This is a genomic window from Flavobacterium yafengii (assembly GCF_030010375.1).
Lineage (GTDB): Bacteria > Bacteroidota > Bacteroidia > Flavobacteriales > Flavobacteriaceae > Flavobacterium > Flavobacterium yafengii.
Genome location: NZ_JASCRY010000001.1, coordinates 84,147 through 101,241 on the forward strand (window position 1 = coordinate 84,147; position 17,095 = coordinate 101,241).

At 33.6% G+C, this 17,095-nt stretch carries 16 protein-coding genes; 13 read left to right on the forward strand and 3 right to left on the reverse strand.

Annotated features, from left to right (window positions below):
* Positions 1–276 precede the first annotated feature (276 nt).
* The 5 genes from QLS97_RS00355 (at position 277) to QLS97_RS00375 (ending at position 5,129) form a co-directional block, all read left to right on the forward strand.
* Positions 277–1,023 (forward strand): electron transfer flavoprotein subunit beta/FixA family protein, encoded by a 747-nt coding sequence (locus QLS97_RS00355; RefSeq protein ID WP_282713721.1) that lies wholly within the window; start codon positions 277–279, stop codon positions 1,021–1,023.
* Positions 1,024–1,124: 101 nt separating this feature from the next.
* Entirely contained in the window at positions 1,125–2,093 is a 969-nt protein-coding gene (locus tag QLS97_RS00360) for an electron transfer flavoprotein subunit alpha/FixB family protein (protein WP_099713606.1), read from the forward strand.
* A 146-nt stretch (positions 2,094–2,239) separates the two neighbouring features.
* Entirely contained in the window at positions 2,240–2,863 is a 624-nt protein-coding gene (locus QLS97_RS00365) for a bifunctional nuclease family protein (protein WP_121343254.1), read from the forward strand.
* Positions 2,864–2,989: 126 nt separating this feature from the next.
* Complete coding sequence (locus QLS97_RS00370) at positions 2,990–4,273, forward strand: metal-dependent hydrolase family protein (protein WP_282713722.1); 1,284 nt, start codon at positions 2,990–2,992, stop codon at positions 4,271–4,273.
* Positions 4,274–4,304: 31 nt separating this feature from the next.
* Positions 4,305–5,129: a thymidylate synthase gene (locus QLS97_RS00375; RefSeq protein WP_113637509.1), complete on the forward strand. Its 825-nt coding sequence runs from the start codon at positions 4,305–4,307 to the stop codon at positions 5,127–5,129.
* Between the two features lie 24 nt (positions 5,130–5,153).
* Here QLS97_RS00375 and QLS97_RS00380 read toward each other — a convergent pair whose 3' ends face one another.
* On the reverse strand, positions 5,154–5,450 hold the full coding sequence (locus QLS97_RS00380; RefSeq protein WP_282713723.1) for an isoamylase early set domain-containing protein: 297 nt from the start codon (positions 5,448–5,450) through the stop codon (positions 5,154–5,156).
* Positions 5,451–5,687: 237 nt separating this feature from the next.
* Between QLS97_RS00380 and QLS97_RS00385 the strand changes: the two genes are divergently transcribed.
* The 4 genes from QLS97_RS00385 to porT all read left to right on the forward strand — a co-directional run bounded on the left by QLS97_RS00385 (position 5,688) and on the right by porT (position 8,547).
* Positions 5,688–6,020: a 2TM domain-containing protein gene (locus QLS97_RS00385; protein WP_121340865.1), complete on the forward strand. Its 333-nt coding sequence runs from the start codon at positions 5,688–5,690 to the stop codon at positions 6,018–6,020.
* A gap of 13 nt (positions 6,021–6,033) precedes the next feature.
* Positions 6,034–6,516, forward strand: a complete 483-nt coding sequence (locus QLS97_RS00390) for a dihydrofolate reductase (protein WP_282713724.1) — start codon at positions 6,034–6,036, stop codon at positions 6,514–6,516.
* A 572-nt stretch (positions 6,517–7,088) separates the two neighbouring features.
* Positions 7,089–7,820 carry a bifunctional demethylmenaquinone methyltransferase/2-methoxy-6-polyprenyl-1,4-benzoquinol methylase UbiE gene (gene ubiE / locus QLS97_RS00395; protein WP_282713725.1) on the forward strand — a complete coding sequence of 244 codons (732 nt, stop codon included), beginning with the start codon at positions 7,089–7,091 and terminating at the stop codon, positions 7,818–7,820.
* 22 nt (positions 7,821–7,842) lie between these two features.
* Entirely contained in the window at positions 7,843–8,547 is a 705-nt protein-coding gene (porT, locus tag QLS97_RS00400; protein ID WP_099713611.1) for a type IX secretion/gliding motility protein PorT/SprT, read from the forward strand.
* 4 nt (positions 8,548–8,551) lie between these two features.
* Here the strand turns inward: porT and QLS97_RS00405 are convergent, their stop codons facing one another.
* On the reverse strand, positions 8,552–9,277 hold the full coding sequence (locus QLS97_RS00405) for an RNA methyltransferase (RefSeq protein WP_282713726.1): 726 nt from the start codon (positions 9,275–9,277) through the stop codon (positions 8,552–8,554).
* Positions 9,278–9,314: 37 nt separating this feature from the next.
* Here QLS97_RS00405 and tamL point away from each other — a divergent pair, with 37 nt between their 5' ends.
* From tamL to accD, 3 genes are all read left to right on the forward strand, one after another.
* Complete coding sequence (gene tamL / locus QLS97_RS00410) at positions 9,315–11,882, forward strand: translocation and assembly module lipoprotein TamL (RefSeq protein ID WP_282713727.1); 2,568 nt, start codon at positions 9,315–9,317, stop codon at positions 11,880–11,882.
* Between the two features lie 60 nt (positions 11,883–11,942).
* On the forward strand, positions 11,943–13,010 hold the full coding sequence (gene fbaA / locus QLS97_RS00415; protein ID WP_282713728.1) for a class II fructose-bisphosphate aldolase: 1,068 nt from the start codon (positions 11,943–11,945) through the stop codon (positions 13,008–13,010).
* 99 nt (positions 13,011–13,109) lie between these two features.
* Complete coding sequence (gene accD, locus QLS97_RS00420; protein ID WP_099713614.1) at positions 13,110–13,964, forward strand: acetyl-CoA carboxylase, carboxyltransferase subunit beta; 855 nt, start codon at positions 13,110–13,112, stop codon at positions 13,962–13,964.
* A gap of 124 nt (positions 13,965–14,088) precedes the next feature.
* Here the strand turns inward: accD and QLS97_RS00425 are convergent, their stop codons facing one another.
* Complete coding sequence (locus QLS97_RS00425) at positions 14,089–15,339, reverse strand: ABC transporter permease (protein ID WP_282713729.1); 1,251 nt, start codon at positions 15,337–15,339, stop codon at positions 14,089–14,091.
* 198 nt (positions 15,340–15,537) lie between these two features.
* Between QLS97_RS00425 and purH the strand changes: the two genes are divergently transcribed.
* Positions 15,538–17,064: a bifunctional phosphoribosylaminoimidazolecarboxamide formyltransferase/IMP cyclohydrolase gene (gene purH / locus QLS97_RS00430; protein WP_282713730.1), complete on the forward strand. Its 1,527-nt coding sequence runs from the start codon at positions 15,538–15,540 to the stop codon at positions 17,062–17,064.
* Positions 17,065–17,095: the final 31 nt, after the last annotated feature.

Genomic DNA, 17,095 nt, shown 5'->3' on the forward strand with positions numbered 1-17,095 from the left:
GTGTCTAATTTTCGAAAAGCAAAAATAAATATTTTATATCACTTAAAAGCATAAATTACTTTAAATTAATCAGGATTTATAGTGATAATTTTCAGGAGCTATTTCCGGCTATCCGCTGTATCTTCCTGTGGCTAAAGGAACCACAGGAAGGATGCCGCTGCTATCCGGGCTACGAAATCGTAATAGTATTGAAAAATATTATGCATGCATAGTATATTATTCGAATTATTATTTTAAATTTGTCAAAGCTTTTTAGAAAAATCAAAATATATACTTATGAAAATATTAGTTTGCATCAGTCACGTTCCTGATACTACTTCAAAAATTAACTTTGTCAACGGTGATTCTGAATTTGACACCAATGGAGTACAATACGTAATCAATCCAAATGACGAATTTGGTTTGACACGTGCCATTTGGTTTCAAGAACAACAAGGCGCAACTGTAACTGTTGTAAATGTTGGAGGACCAGAAACCGAACCTACTTTAAGAAAAGCATTAGCAATAGGTGCTAACGAAGCTATTCGTGTCAATGCAACTCCTACTGACGGATTTTTCGTTGCCAAACAACTTGCTGAAGTAATCAAAAACGGAGGGTATGATGTAATTATCGCCGGAAAAGAATCTTTAGACTACAATGGCGGAATGGTTCCTGGAATGATAGCAGGAATTTTAGGATACAACTTCCTTAATTCTTGTACCAACCTGACAGTTGACGGAACAAACGTAAAAGCAGTTCGTGAAATTGATGGTGGAAAAGAAACCGTTACTACTACTTTACCATTAATCATTGGTGGACAAAAAGGACTAGTGGAAGAAAAAGACTTGCGTATTCCAAACATGAGAGGGATTATGACTGCAAGAACTAAAGCCTTGACAATTCTGGAGCCAGTTGACGCTACTGTAAATACAAAAGCAGTAAAATTTGAAAAACCAGCTCCTAAATCAGCAGTAAAATTAATCTCTGCTGACAATCTAGATGAATTAATCAATTTATTACACAACGAAGCGAAAGTAATCTAACTGTCATAAAGTCGAATGTCGAATGTCAAAAAGATAGAAGTTTACACTAATTTCCCTTTATGACTTTAAACTTTAAAACTTTAAGACTAAAATAAAAAATCATGTCAATATTAATATACGCGGAATACGCAGAAGGAAAATTTAAAAAAGTTGCATTCGAATTAGCTTCTTACGCAAAAAAAGTAGCAGAAACTTTAGGAACAACCGTTACCGCAGTAACCGTAAATGCCGGAGATGTTTCTGAATTATCGAAATACGGAGTAGACAAAGTATTGAAAGTAAACAACGATAAATTATCAGGTTTTACAGCAAAAGCATACGCCGATGTTATCAAACAAGCTGCTCAAAAAGAAAACGTAAAATTAGTTTTACTTTCATCAACTACAGACAGTATTTATCTTTCCTCACTTGTTGCAGTAGCTTTAGAAGCTGGTTATGCATCAAATGTTGTTGGGTTACCAGTGAGTACTTCGCCTTTTCAAGTAAAAAGAAATGCTTTTTCAAACAAAGCGTTCAATATCACTGAAATTGCAACTGATGTAAAAGTGCTTGGACTTGCTAAAAATTCTTATGGTGTTTTTGAAAATGCTTCTACATTGACTCAAGAAGATTTTAACCCAACTATTGGAGACAATGATTTTGGTGTAAAAGTAGAATCAGTAGAAAAAGGTTCTGGAAAAGTTTCCATTGCTGATGCTGACATAGTAGTTTCTGCTGGTCGTGGATTAAAAGGTCCTGAAAACTGGGGAATGGTAGAGGAATTAGCTACAGTTCTTGGAGCTGCAACTGCTTGTTCAAAACCAGTTTCTGATTTAGGATGGAGACCTCACGGAGAGCACGTAGGACAAACAGGCAAACCGGTTGCTACCAACTTATATATAGCGATTGGAATTTCGGGAGCAATACAACACATTGCAGGAATCAACTCTTCTAAAGTTAAAGTTGTAATCAACAGCGATCCGGAAGCACCATTTTTCAAAGTAGCTGACTACGGAGTTGTTGGAGATGCTTTTGAAATTGTACCAAAATTAATAGAGAAATTTAAAGCTTTCAAAGCTCAGAATTCCTAAATTATAGAAAATCATTAAATCGATTTAATTGCTACTTGAAAACAAGATATTTGTATCTTTGCTTTTAAGTAGCATTTTTTTTAACAAAAAATGAAACTTGATTTTCATCAAAAATTAAGTACGTTGTACTTACCCATTTAAGAATTATGAGCTTAGTTAAATTATCCATAAAAGGAATTTCATACAGTCAAACTCAAAACGGAGCGTATGCTTTGATATTGAATGAGGTTGATGGCGAAAGAAAATTACCCATTGTAATTGGTGCTTTTGAAGCCCAATCGATTGCTATTGCATTAGAAAAAGAAATAAAACCACCACGTCCTCTGACTCATGATTTATTTAAAAATTTTGCAGAACGTTTTGATATTGTGGTAAAACAAGTCATTATTCATAAGCTAGTTGATGGTGTTTTTTATTCGAGTATCATTTGCGAAAGAGATAAAATAGAGGAAATTATCGATGCCAGAACATCCGATGCAATTGCGTTAGCGTTGCGTTTTAATGCCCCTATTTTTACCTACAAAAACATCTTGGACAAAGCAGGAATATACTTGAAAGCGAATCCGTTGGAAGCCAATAAAGACTCTCAAGAAATTGACGATGTGCTTTCTAATCCAGAAACTTTTGGTCATGAGGAAGAAAGCAATCAATCTGGAGAAACCTATTCTAAACACAGTTTACAGGAATTGAATGAGCTGTTGGATCAAGCGGTTTCACATGAAGATTACGAAAAAGCAGCAAAAATTAGAGACGAAATCTCAAAAAGATAACTTTAATCTTGATTTTCATTGATGTATTGTTTCATAAAAAAAACGATTAACCACATAAAAAATGCAGTTGCATTTAATGCTGCACTTGTTATAAATTTTTAGTAACAGCTGTTATAAAACTAATCTATGAAAACAAAATTTGTCTTAATTACCGCAACCTTATTTATTTCTACAATTGTATTTTCTCAAGACTATTATTTACACTGCGGAAAAATTCTGAATACCCAATCTGGCAAAGAGTTATCCAACCAAACCATAGTTGTTTCTAAAAACAAAATCATAAAAATACAAGATGGGTTTGTATCTAAATCTAAACCCGAAGACATTGAAATCGACCTAAAAAACAAATACGTTTTACCTGGTCTTATCGATTTACACGTACATATTGAAGGAGAACACGACACCAAAAGTTACATGTCAAAATATTTAGACAACGAGGCTGACGTTGCATTTCAAGCGGTTCGTTGTGCAGAAATCACGCTTCTGGCCGGATTCACCACCGTACGTGATTTAGGAGGAACCGGAGTTAATATTTCCATAAGAAATGCTATTAATAAAGGAATCGTAAAAGGTCCAAGAATATATACTGCAGGAAAATCGATTGCCACAACAGGTGGACATGCTGACCCAACCAACGGAAGCAACCGAAAACTTGTAGGTGACCCAGGTCCACATGAAGGCGTAATCAATTCTCCTGAAGAAGCAGTAAAAGCGGTAAGAGAACGCTATAAAGAAGGAGCCGATGTTATTAAAATTACAGCTACAGGCGGCGTTTTAAGTGTTGCTAAAAGTGGTAAAAATCCCCAATTTACTTTAGACGAAATTAAAGCTATTACTACAACTGCCAAAGATTATAATATGCTTACTGCCGCTCATGCCCACGGTGATGAAGGAATGCAAAGAGCCATATTAGGCGGTATAAAAACCATTGAACACGGCACCTTTATGAGTGAAGAGACAATGGAATTGATGAAAAAATATGATGCTTATTTAGTTCCTACCTTGACTGCTGGAAAAGAAGTTGAAAAAAATGCAGAAATTACTGGTTTTTATCTTGACATAGTAGTTCCAAAGGCCAGAGAAGTTGGTCCACAATTGAAAGCTACTTTTGCAAAAGCATATAAAAAAGGAGTCAAAATTGCTTTTGGAACCGATGCCGGAGTTTTTGCTCATGGTACAAATGCAAAAGAATTTGGCTATATGGTTGAAGCCGGAATGCCTGCACTAGCTGCTATACAATCTGCAACAATAACAAATGCCATGTTATTAGGTATTGGAAATGAAGTAGGTCAAATCAAAGAAAACTTTTTGGCAGATATTATTGCAGTTGATGAAAATCCCTTAAATACTATCAAAACATTGGAAAAGGTCATATTTGTAATGAAAGACGGAAAAATATATAAAAACTAAACTTGCTACCGCAAAATAGAATAAAGATACAATGAAGCAATATTTAGACTTAGTACAACACGTAATGGAAAACGGTTGTCAAAAAGGAGATCGTACGGGAACAGGAACAAAAAGTGTCTTTGGTTACCAAATGCGTTTTGATTTAAACGAAGGTTTTCCAATGGTTACTACTAAAAAACTACACCTAAAATCTATTATCTACGAATTGCTTTGGTTTTTAAAAGGCGATACAAATATTAAGTACCTTCAAGAAAACGGCGTTAAAATTTGGGATGCTTGGGCTGATGCCAATGGAGATTTAGGCCCCGTTTACGGACACCAATGGCGCAACTGGAATAGTGAAGAAATTGACCAAATCTCAGAATTGATTAAAGAATTAAAAACCAATCCTAACAGTCGCAGAATGTTGGTTTCGGCATGGAATCCTTCGGTTCTTCCTGACACTACAAAATCATTTGACGAAAATGTAGCCAATAATAAAGCCGCTTTGCCTCCTTGTCACGCTTTCTTTCAGTTTTATGTTTCTGACGGCAAGCTATCGTGTCAATTATACCAGCGAAGTGCTGATATTTTCTTAGGCGTACCTTTTAATATCGCTTCTTACGCATTACTCACGATGATGATTGCACAGGTTTGCGACTTGGAGCCAGGGGAATTCATTCACACTTTTGGCGACGCACACATTTACAACAATCATTTCGAACAACTCGAATTGCAATTGTCCCGTGAGCCAAAACCATTACCAAAAATGATTTTGAATCCCAATATAAAAGACATCTTCGCATTCGATTTTGATGATTTCACACTCGAAGGCTACGAACCGCATGCCTTGATAAAAGGCAGTGTTGCGGTATAGCGTAATAAAAAAACGGTGTTTTAGTTAAACTACTAAAACACCGTTTTCATTTCCTGCAAATTCATTCCATTTGAAAGAATCTGCTTCTGGATCATTCACAAATGTACCGTCAATAACGTATTTGAATTCATAGGCTGCATCTTTGTTTAAATCGAATACTCCTTTGAAAGTACCATTTTTTAATTTGCTTAAAGCACCTTCAGCAACACTCCAATTATTGAAATCTCCTACAACGGAAGCTTGACTTGCCTCTTTTGCCGTAACAGAAAAAGTAACTTTACAAACTGGTTTTGTTTTAACGAATTGTTTCTTGATTGCCATAACTATTTCATTTATAGATTTATAAGGCAAAGGAAATAAAAGAATTTGAACTTCCAACAGACACCCTAAGATTTAACAGAATAGATCAAACTATGTTAATTTACGAATAATTCAATAATTATAGGCAGGGTAAATTTGTTATTCAAAAATCAGAAAACGTTTTCATTCTAAATAATCTACAAGCAAAATAGTGACTTTCCAAAATAAATTTTACCTTTATAAACTAAATTTTGATCAATGGAAAAAGAACTACACGAACAGTACGAATATGCAAGGAGAAGAATTAAACAAAAAAAAAGACTGTATTTTCATTTTGTTCTTTTCGTTTTAGGGAGTTTGCTTTTATTTATTGCTAATAAATTTTTCGAAATTGCCGTAGATTCTCACTGGTCAATTTGGGTAATTACCATATGGTTGTTCCTCTTTATTTTACATTTTATAAAAATTTTCATTACGGATCGTTTTATGAATAAAAATTGGGAAAGAGAACAAATAGACCGACTAGTTGCTTTACAACAAAAAAAACTGGATCAATTACAAACACAGGTCAACAACGACGACCTTAAATAACAGTAAATCAATTATGATAATAATGATTGCGGCCGTTGCCGAAAATAATGCTCTAGGTAAAGACAATGAACTGGTTTGGCATTTGCCAAATGATTTCAAAAGATTTAAATCCCTTACCTCCGGACATCATATTATAATGGGCAGAAAAACATTTGAAAGTTTTCCAAAACCATTACCAAACAGAACCCACGTTATAATCACCAGACAGAAAGACTATCAAGCCGAAGGCTGTATCATAGTAGACAGTATGGACAAAGCATTAGCCATTTGTCCCAAAGACGAAGACACATTTATAATTGGTGGTGGCGAAATTTACACTTTAGGGTTTCCTTTTACCGACAAAATAGAAATTACACGAGTGCATCACAACTTTGAAGGCGATGCGCATTTCCCTGAGATTAATGATGATGAATGGAAAATAATTATTTCGGAATTTAATGAGAAGGACGAAAAACATCTCTACGATTATTCCTATCAGACATTCATTAGAAAATAAAACAAAAAAACATCCTTTTTACGGGATGTTTTTTTTAACCATTAATTAAAGAGATGACCTACTCTTGAAAGAGTATTTGATAACATAAAATAAAAATTACAAATATTAGTAATACTCCAGAAATGAAGATTATAACATTTGATGTTTTCTGAGAATACATCTCAAAAAAGCCTTTAATACCAAATACCACGAAGGTACTAAAGACGAAAAAAATTAAAATTTCCAAAAACAAATTTAATCCTAAGAACGTATGTTGCGCTTTAACTACAACACTGCTATGTAAAACAGTGTTTTCAAAACAGCTAACAAGAACAAATGAGATAAAAAACGCTAAAATTATCCACTTGATTTGGTTGATCGATTCTCTTTTAATCATTTAATATGGTTATTTTCCTGAATAACAAATTTGTACAATAAAATCTTTAGTTGCAATACCCACTTTTAGTGATATTTCAAATAAAGTGAATTTTGGTTTTTAGCCTATTTTAAAAACTAAAATAAAACTTGTTTCTAATTTTTGAAACTCATTTTAAGTTCGTCAAGTTTGTATTATATTTGTACAAACTAAAAAAATGTCAGAAAAAATAACGCCCTATAAAGATTCAACTCTAGGTAAAAAAGAACAAGTTGCTAAAATGTTTGACACCATTTCTGGAAATTATGACAATCTGAATCGTGTCATTTCTTTCGGCATTGATATAAAATGGCGTAAAAAAGTGTTGCAAATAGTTTCAAAATCAAACCCGAAGGTTATTCTGGATATTGCAACAGGAACTGGTGATTTGGCAATTTTGATGACACAAACAAATGCTGAAAAAATCATTGGATTAGATATCTCTGCAGGAATGCTGGAAGTAGGAGTGAAAAAAATTGCTGCAAAAAATCTTTCCAATACTATCGAAATGATTTTAGCTGACTCAGAAAACATGCCTTTTGAAGACAATTATTTTGATGCGATAACGGTTGCTTTTGGAGTACGTAATTTTGAAAATTTAGAAAAAGGCCTAGCTGAAATTTTAAGAGTTTTAAAACCTAACGGAGTGTTTGTAATTCTAGAAACTTCGGTGCCAGATAAAACGCCTTACAAACAAGGTTATAATTTTTACACTAAAAATATTCTTCCATTAATAGGCAAAGTCTTCTCTAAAGATGATGTTGCTTATGGTTATTTATCTGAATCTGCCGCTGCATTTCCTTATGGAGAAGCATTAAACAATATTTTGAGAAAAATTGGGTTTATAGATGTTGTAGCCTTACCACAAACTTTTGGCGTAGCTACCATTTACTCAGCTTCTAAAAAATAATACTGAAGATTTCAGCATAAACATGAGAAAAATAATTGTCTTACTATTTTTTGCTTTTATTATAAAAGGATACGCTCAAAAGTCTAAAAATATATTTAGCAGAGACCCTATTATTAATTTGGAAAATTTTCAAAAAAAGAGAATGTATTATGGGTTTTATCTGGGATTCAACTCGTATGATTTCAAAATAGATTATAAAACGGTAGGACCTGATATTCTTATAAAAAGAACTACTGGATTTAATGTGGGGATTGTCGCTGATTTGAAACTTCAGGAATATATTGACTTGCGATTTGAGCCAGGTCTTTATTATACCAAAAGAGACTTATATTATCCAAATTTCACAAACAGTGGAGATGCGCTTAGGGAAGTGAATAGTACTTACATCCATTTTCCGTTATTAGTGAAATTCTCCTCCCTTAGAACAGGAAATATCCGTCCCTATTTAGTTGGAGGTGTGTCTGCAACATTAAACTTATCAAGCAATTCTAAATTAATTGATGACAATTTAGAACAACGTTTTAGAGTAAAAGCATGGACAACTAATTATGAATTGGGTTTCGGAATTGATCTTTTTTCGGAATATTTTATATTTTCCCCTTCCATAAGAGGTGTTTTTGGCATGAATGACGAATTAATCAGAGACAAAGACCCAAACAGTCCTTGGACAAGCAACATAGAATCTTTGAAAACCAGAGCAGTCTTCATCAATTTTACTTTCCATTAAAAACTTATCCTCTACAAAACTCGCTTAATACTATAGCGGTAGCGGTAGCAACATTAAGGCTTTCTGTTTTTTGAAGATCTCCAAAACGAGGAATAGTGAGTCTGTTTTTGGCTAATTTTTCAAGTGCTGCTGAAACTCCATTAGCCTCATTACCCATAATAATAATGCCTTCTTTAGGTAAAACCGATTTGTAAATATTCTCTCCGTCCATAAAAGTACCAAAAACGGGTAGTTTTGTTTCTGCAACAAAAGCAGCAAGATCAATATAATTTACGTTGACTCTGGCGATTGAACCCATGGTTGCCTGAACTACTTTTGGATTATAAATATCAACTGTTTCCTTAGAACACAACAACTGCTTAACACCAAACCAATCACACAAACGCAATATAGTCCCTAAATTTCCCGGATCACGAATAGCATCTAGCGCTATAATTAAACCGGTTTCAATAATTGGTTTTTCCAATGGCATTTTAAAAACTCCCAAACAGGTATTTGGGGTTGCCAATGCACTGATTTTTTTCAAATCATTTTCTTGAATAATCGTTTTTCTAGCTACAGGAACTTCCTCAAAATCATTTTGAGTAGTATACAAATGTTCCAATTCAAAATTAGACTCCAGCAGCTCGTGAATCCCTTTTACGCCTTCGGCAAAAAATAATTTATTGGCAATTCTATATTTTTTTTGCTGCAAACTCGTTATAAGCTTTATTTGGTTTTTACTAACCATAAAATAATGTACTTTTGAATTAAATATTTTAGAACACTTGAAAAAAACTTCCACAAAAATAACTGCATTTATTCTAATTGCAATACTAATTTGCGCTTGTAACGCTGTAAAAAGAGTTCCGGACGGAAAACTTCTGCTTACAAAAAACGAAATTACTGTAAATGACAAAACAATTAAGGATGAAAATGTTTTTAATCAACTGTATCAAAAACCAAACAGCACCTTACTTGGATACCGTTTAAGATTGAATCTTTACAATCTTGCCAACCTAAATCCAGATTCAACCTATCAAGCCAAGTTTACAAATAATCCGGAAAAATTTCAACGAAAATCAAAATGGCTGTCTGAAAAACAAGTTAATCGACTTGGAAAATCGTTCTGGTATCACGGAATCCATGATTTCTTAAAAAAAACTGGCGAACCACCCGTAATTATTGATAAAGAAAGAGCTGATAAATCATTGTTGCGCTTGAAATACTATTATTTCAACAATGGCTTTTTTAATGTCAATGCTGCCTACAAAATAGACACTTTGAGTATCAAAAAAGCCAAGATAAAATACGCTATTACTCCCGGAAACGCCTATTTTCTAGATTCCTTGAGAACTACTATTTTAACGCCAGTTTTAGATTCTTTGTATGAGACTAACAAGTCAAATACATTTATAAAATCAGGAAATCAATATAAAACCGAAGATTTTGAGAATGAGAAAAACCGGATCACCACTCATTTTAGAAACAACGGAGTGTATTATTTCCAACCTAATTATGTGACTTTTGATATAGACACCATTAAAAAAGTCAATCAGGCAAATATAAACTTGATGATTAATAATTATTCTTATCAAGAGCAAGATTCGAGCAGAACCGAACCTTTTAAAATTTACAAAATAAGCGATGTAAATATTTATACTGACTATTCTCCAAACAATAACAGTATAAAAATTACGGACAGCACAACCTACAATAACTTTAATTTATACAGTCAGAACAAATTACGATACAAACCACGGGCCATCACTAATGCTATCTTTATTACAAAAGGAGGATTATTTGCAGATTATAAAACCATTTTGACAACACGCTATTTAAACAATCTTAAAATTTTCAACTATCCGTCAATACAATATGAAGTGGATCCTAGGGACTCAACAGCACAGTCATTGATTGCAAAAGTATATTTAACACCTAGAAAAAAATATAGTTTCGGAACGACGCTAGATGTAACTCATTCTAACATACAGGATTTTGGTATAGGCTTAAGTGTTTCTGAAACGATACGAAATGTTTTCAATGGAGCCGAAACGCTGGAATTAGCTGCACGTGGCAATATTGGATCTTCAAAGGATTTAGCGAATCCAAAGAATAATTTCTTCAATGTTTCTGAATATGGTTTGGATTTAAAGCTTAACATCCCAAGGATTTTCATGCCTTTCAGCACTGAAAAAATAATTCCAAAGAGCATGATTCCGTCTACTTTGATTACAGTGGGTTTTGCAAAACAACGAAATATTGGTTTAGATAAAGAGAATTTTACAGGAGCACTATCCTACAATTGGACTCCAAAAAGAAACAATACTGCCAGATTTGATTTGTTCAACACTCAGTTTGTAAGAAACCTAAATCCACAAAATTACTTTAATGTTTACGGTTCTTCTTATAATGCATTGAATGAAATCAGTAAAGAATACAACACAAATCCTTCCTATTATAACAATGACATTGATAAAGATTTACTTATTGAAGAAGGAACCGCTGGATTTACTGATGATGTGCTCACAGGAAACGCTAACTTTTTAAAACCTTTAGAACCCGCAGATTTTCAGTCTGTAAAAAGCATTGAAGAGCGAAGACTGAGACTTACGGAGAATGACTTTATTTTGGCAACCAGTTTTACTTTTTCTAAAACAACCAAAAAGGATTTAACAGACAATACTTTTTATCTTTTTAAAACAAAAATAGAATCGGCAGGAACCATTTTATCCGCTTTTGCAGCAACAACAAATCAGAAGAAAAACTCAACTGGTAATTATGAAATATTCAATTTAGAATATTCAGAATACATAAAAACAGAATTTGACTACATTAAGCATTGGGATTTATCCAAAGAAAAAATATTTGCCTTTAGATCGTTTTTTGGAATAGCCATCCCATTTGGAAATTCAGACTACATTCCCTTTTCAAGAAGTTATTTTTCAGGAGGATCAAATGACAACAGAGCATGGCAACCGTATGGTTTAGGACCTGGCAGCAGTGGTGCATTGGATGATTTCAATGAAGCCAATATGAAAATTGCGATTAGTGGAGAGTATCGATTTAAGGTATTAGGCAGTTTAAAAGGTGCTCTTTTTGCCGATGCAGGGAACATCTGGAATGTATTGGATAACGTGGTAGATAAAAAATCTACATTTACACAATTTAAAGATTTAAAAGATATCGCATTAGGCACTGGATTTGGGCTTAGATATGACCTAAGTTTTTTTGTAATTCGTTTTGATTTAGGATTTAAAACCTACAATCCAGCCAATGAAACCAACAAAAGATGGTTTAGAGAATACAATTTTGCTAACTCCGTTTTAAATTTTGGAATAAATTATCCGTTCTAATGCTAATTAATTCTTATTTTTGCAAACTAAAAACTAAATAAAATAACTAAAAAAATTACAATGGCACACAACATAAAACCAGGCGTAGCTACAGGAGATCAGGTTCAGGAAATTTTTAATTATGCTAAAGAAAAAGGTTTTGCACTTCCGGCAGTAAATGTTACGGGATCAAATACGATCAATGGTGTACTTGAAACTGCAGCAAAACTTAATGCTCCGGTTATCATTCAATTCTCTAATGGAGGAGCACAATTTAATGCAGGAAAAGGACTTTCTAATGCAGGTGAAAAAGCAGCAATCGCTGGTGGAATTGCTGGTGCATTACACATTCATACTTTGGCGGAAGCTTACGGAGCAACCGTAATATTACATACTGACCACTGTGCAAAAAAATTATTGCCTTGGATTGACGGTTTATTAGATGCTTCAGAAAAACATTTTGCTGAAACTGGAAAACCATTATTTTCTTCTCACATGATTGACTTATCTGAGGAGCCTATCGAAGAAAACATCGAAATTTGCAAAGGATATTTAGAAAGAATGAGCAAAATGGGAATGACACTTGAAATCGAACTTGGTATTACAGGTGGGGAAGAAGATGGTGTTGATAACTCTGATGTTGACAGTTCTAAATTATATACACAACCTGAAGAAGTTGCTTACGCATACGAAGAACTTTCTAAAGTAAGCCCAAGATTTACAATCGCTGCAGCTTTTGGAAACGTACACGGAGTTTACAAACCAGGAAATGTAAAATTGACTCCAAAAATCTTAAAAAATTCTCAAGATTTTGTTCAAAATAAATTTAACACAGGACACAACCCGGTAGACTTCGTTTTCCACGGTGGTTCAGGTTCTACATTAGAAGAAATTAGAGAAGGTATTAGCTACGGAGTTATAAAAATGAATATCGATACTGATTTACAATTTGCTTTTACGGAAGGTATCCGTGATTATATGGTAAAAAACATCGACTATTTGAAAACTCAAATTGGGAACCCAGAAGGTTCTGATGCTCCAAACAAAAAATATTACGATCCAAGAAAATGGTTGCGTGAAAGCGAAGTTACTTTCAACACAAGACTTGAGCAAGCATTTGCTGACTTGAACAACGTAAATACTCTATAATAGATTAAGTTTAATTTTAAATCCCGATGTAACTATCGGGATTTGAAATCTAAACCATAAATTACAGAAACTGATTACTGAACACTGAATACTAGAAAAATGGCTTGGTTTAAAAGAAAAGAAAAAGGGATTACTACTGCTACCGAAGACAAAATGGATATTCCAAAAGGACTTTGGTACAAATCTCCAACTGGAAAAATTATTGATGCCGATGAACTAGCTCGTAACTTATTTGTAAGTCCCGAAGATGGTTTTCACGTTAGAATTGGAAGTACAGAATATTTTCAAATTTTATTTGACAACAATGAATTTGTTGAATTAGATAAAAACATGACTTCTAAAGATCCTTTGCATTTTGTTGACACAAAAAAATATGCAGATCGTTTGAAAGATGTTATGGAAAAAACCAAACTAAAGGATGCAGTGCGCACCGGAGTTGGAAAATCAAAAGGGAAAGATGTTGTTATCTGCTGTATGGATTTTGCCTTTATTGGTGGTTCTATGGGAGCTGTAGTGGGAGAGAAAATCGCAAGAGGAATCGATCACGCTATCAAAAACAAGTTGCCATTTGTAATGATTTCAAAATCAGGTGGAGCAAGAATGATGGAAGCTGCATATTCTTTGATGCAATTAGCTAAAACATCCGTAAAACTAGCTCAACTTGCCGAAGCAAAATTACCTTATATTTCGTTATGTACGGATCCAACAACTGGAGGAACGACAGCTTCTTACGCCATGTTAGGAGATATTAATATTTCTGAACCAGGCGCATTAATTGGCTTTGCCGGACCAAGAGTTGTAAGAGACACAACAGGTAAAGATTTACCGGAAGGTTTCCAGACTGCTGAGTTCTTACTTGAACATGGTTTCTTAGACTTTATTACACCTAGAAAAGAATTGAAAGACAAGATTAACTTGTATATCGATTTGATTCAAAACAATACTATTAGATAAATAAAAAATCCCGAGCAATCGGGATTTTTTATTTATCAACTATTTCACTACAAATAAAAACAGCTTTCAAAATTATCTGAAAGCTGTTTTTTTATTTATTTAAATTGGCTGACTCGTCTTGAACTTACATTCCCGTTCTAATCGCTTCTACAGGATCTAGTTTTGAAGCAGAGATCGCTGGAAGTATTCCTGAAATTACACCCACAATAATTGACAATCCTGATCCAATAAGTATATTCCAAAAACTCAAAACAAATTCAAAATCTAATACACTGGTTAAAAGCATTGACAGCAACCAAACTATCAATAAACCAATAGCTCCGCCAATAACACATAGAATAACCGCTTCGAATAGAAACTGGAAAAGTATAAATCTATTTTTTGCACCCAACGATTTTTGAATCCCAATTAAATTGGTACGCTCTTTTACAGAAACAAACATTATGTTGGCTACTCCAAATCCTCCAACTAAAAATGAAAAAACACTAATCAAAATTCCTCCACCACGCATGGCACTAATAATCCCATCTAATAAATCCGTAAATCCAGAAAGAACATTGATGAAAAAATTATCAGTTTCATCGATTTTCATACCTCGATAATTCCTGAGTTTTTGAGCCAGTTCCGCTTTAAATGCATCCATATCAACTCCTTTTTGAGGCTTTACAAGAATTACTGGTGTCAATGAATCATTATTATCACCATACAACCTTCTTAAAAAATTAACCGGAATATAAGCTGAAGTATCATTATTATTGCCAAACATACCTGCTCCTTGCTTTTTCAATACGCCAATAACTGTGAAGCGCTGCCCATACAGACGTAGATTTTTCCCTGTAGGATCACTTTCACCAAAAAGACCCTTCGCAATTTCATAACCCAAAACGATTACAGGAGCTCCAGAATTAGATTCAGATTCATTATAAAACCTTCCTTTTGCAAACTCAAGTCCTTGAATTTCTATAAATTCGTGAGATACCGGAACAATATTTACGCCGCTCACTGATTCCGATTCGAATTTGAGGGACTCTCTACCTACAAAAAATTGATAAGCCATTTCATCTAAACCGTTCATTGAACTTTTCAAGTATTCATATTCATCATATTTAACATCCGGAAATTGTTCCCTTTTCCATAGCGGAATTTCGGAAGGCCCAAAAGAAAATCGCATTAAATAAATGGTGTTTTTATCCAAACTGCTCAAATCTTTTTTTATTTTTCTGTCTAAAGAATCAACAGCCGCAAGTACAGCTATAATCGAAAAAATTCCAATAGTAACTCCTAACAAAGAAAGCAACGTTCTTAACTTATTGTTTCGCAATGCATTCATTGCAAAACCAAAACTCTCTTTTAATAATCGAAGGTAAACTAGCATAAAATCTTTTTTGTATTAAAGTAAAATTCCATAAATATTATTCAAAAACCTAATGAAAAATGTATTCGTTGCCGTGTGAATCAATTATTTTATCTTTGCCAATGAAATAGGAGTAAAAATTACACATTATCTCATTTTCAAATGGCTTAATTTTCACATTAAAAAACTATTTTTGCACTTTATAACTATAACTACATAATGAACACAACAAAAAAAATTCAATCTGCATTAATCTCTGTCTTTTCAAAAGAAGGATTAGAACCTATAGTAAGACAACTAAACAGTCAAAACGTTACACTTTATTCTACTGGAGGAACTGAGGATTTTATAAAAAATTTAGGAATTCCTGTAATTCCTGTTGAAGATGTTACTTCTTACCCTTCTATTCTGGGTGGTAGAGTAAAAACATTACACCCAAAAGTTTTTGGAGGAATCTTAAACCGCCAGGACAACGAGAGTGATGTACAACAAATGATAGAGTTCAACATTCCACAAATAGATTTAGTAATTGTTGACTTATATCCTTTTGAAAAAACAGTAGCTTCTGGAGCTAGTGAATCAGATATTATTGAAAAAATAGATATTGGTGGTATTTCTTTGATACGCGCTGCCGCAAAAAACTTCAAAGACACTGTAATTGTAGCATCGGTTGACCAATATGGTTTGCTTTTGGATTTGATTACTGATCAAAACGGAGCTACAACATTGGAAGACAGAAAATTATTGGCTACAAAAGCATTTCATGTTTCATCCCATTATGACACTGCGATATTCAATTATTTCAACACTGACGAAACTATATACAAACAAAGTATTGCTAACGGTCAAGTTTTAAGATATGGTGAAAACCCACATCAAAAAGGATTTTTCTTTGGCGATTTTGATGCTATTTTCAAAAAAGTTCACGGAAAAGAATTGTCTTATAATAACTTATTAGATGTTGATGCTGCAGTAAACTTGATAAATGAATTCAAAAATGACGGCCCAACATTTGCTATCCTAAAACACAATAATGCCTGTGGTTTAGCAACTAGAACTACCATTAGCGAAGCCTATCTTACGGCTTTGGCCTGCGATCCAACTTCAGCTTTTGGTGGTGTTTTAATTTCGAATACAAAAATTGATGTTGCTACTGCTTCAGAAATAAACAAATTGTTTTGCGAAGTTGTAATTGCCCCAGAATATGATACTGAAGCCATTGCCATTTTACAAGAAAAGAAAAACCGAATTATATTAGTTCAAAACGAAGTAGAATTACCACAAAAACAAGTTCGTACTTGCTTAAACGGAATTTTAGTTCAGGAAAGAAACAACATAACCGACAATAAAGAAGACTTAAGAACCGTTACTATAACTGAACCTACTGAACAAGAAATTCAGGATCTAATTTTTGCTTCTAAAATTTGTAAAAACACAAAATCAAATACGATTGTTTTTGCAAAAAACGGTACACTTATTGCGTCAGGTACAGGACAGACATCAAGAGTTGATGCCTTACAACAAGCAATCGAAAAAGCGAATAATTTTCACTTTGATTTGCATGGAGCTGTGATGGCAAGCGACGCATTTTTTCCTTTTCCAGATTGTGTAGAAATAGCTAAAGAAGCTGGAATAACTGCTGTAATTCAGCCAGGAGGATCTATAAAAGACGAATTGAGTATTAATTATTGTAATGAAAATAAAGTTGCAATGGTATTTACAGGAACTCGTCATTTTAAACATTAATTTGTTTAACTTTGCCCGTCACAAATTTATA